Annotated in this window: 1 protein-coding gene; it reads right to left on the bottom strand. The window is 68.1% G+C overall.

What is annotated here, in order from left to right; all coding sequences use genetic code 11:
• The coding region (locus RF647_RS19005; protein WP_368813096.1) for an IS481 family transposase at positions 1-991 on the bottom strand (991 nt) is incomplete at its 3' end.
• Positions 992-1,079 lie beyond the last annotated feature (88 nt).

Genomic DNA, 1,079 nt, shown 5'->3' with positions numbered 1-1,079 from the left:
TGTGATGTCCAGGGAGGTTGGTCAGTCGGGTGACCGGTGGCCGGCCTCCGAGGGCGGAGTGGGCTCGGTGGATATTGTAGAAGTGCAGCCAATCCGGTAGGGCTGTGTTCCGCTGATCGGTGGAGTCGTAGAAGCGCGCGTAGGCCCATCCATCGGCGAGGGTGCGGTGGAAGCGCTCGATCTTCCCGTTGGTCTGAGGCCGGTAGGGGCGGGTGCGTTTGGGTTTGATGCCCAGTTCGGTGCAGGCCTCGGCCCAGGCGTGGGAGCGGTAACAGGACCCGTTGTCGGAGAGCACCCGTTCCACGGCGACGCCCCGAGCGGCGAACCAAGCCGTCGCCCGGCGCAGCACGTCGATCGCGGTGCCCGCCTTCTCATCGGCACAGATCTCGGCGTACGCCACTCGCGAGTGGTCATCGAGGACGGTGTGCACGAATGCGGTGCCGATCCGCGGATTGCCCTTCTCGGTTCTGCCGGTCCGCAGCGCGGTGGTGGCCTTGTTCCGATCGCCTTGCTGCTTACCGAGATAACGCCACCCGCCGCCATCGGGGATGTTGCCGAACTTGGTCACGTCGACGTGGATCAGCGCACCGGGGTGCGGGTGCTCGTAGCGGCGGAGAGGTTCGCCGGTGACCCGGTCGATACGAGAGAGCCGGTTGATCCGACAGCGCACCAGCACCGCGTGCACGGTCGAGGCCGGCATGCCGAGCCGGCCGGCGATCTGAACCGGGCCCAGCCGGTGCCGCCAGCGCAGGGCCACGATCCGACGAACCACGGCGGGCGTGGTCCGGGTCGGGCTGGTGCGCGGACGCGAGCTGCGATCGGCCATCCCGGTCCGGCCCTCGGCCTGGTACCGGTCGGCCCATTTCCTCGCGGTGCGTGGGGCGACCATGAACATCCTGGCAGCCGTGGCACAGCTCCATCCACGATCAACGATGAGTTGTGCGAGCCGCAGACGGGCGCGTGGGGTCAGGGCAGCGTTAGCGTGGGACACGAGGACCTCCGGTCGGTGAAGCGGTTCCTAGACAGCTCCACTTCACAACCGGAGGTCCTCACCTGTCAGCCCGACTCACCGCCGCGAG

It is taken from the genome of Kocuria sp. CPCC 205263 (genome assembly GCF_040981075.1).
In the GTDB taxonomy this organism is placed as follows: domain Bacteria; phylum Actinomycetota; class Actinomycetes; order Actinomycetales; family Micrococcaceae; genus Kocuria; species Kocuria rosea.
This window is presented reverse-complemented; position numbering and strand designations above follow the sequence as displayed.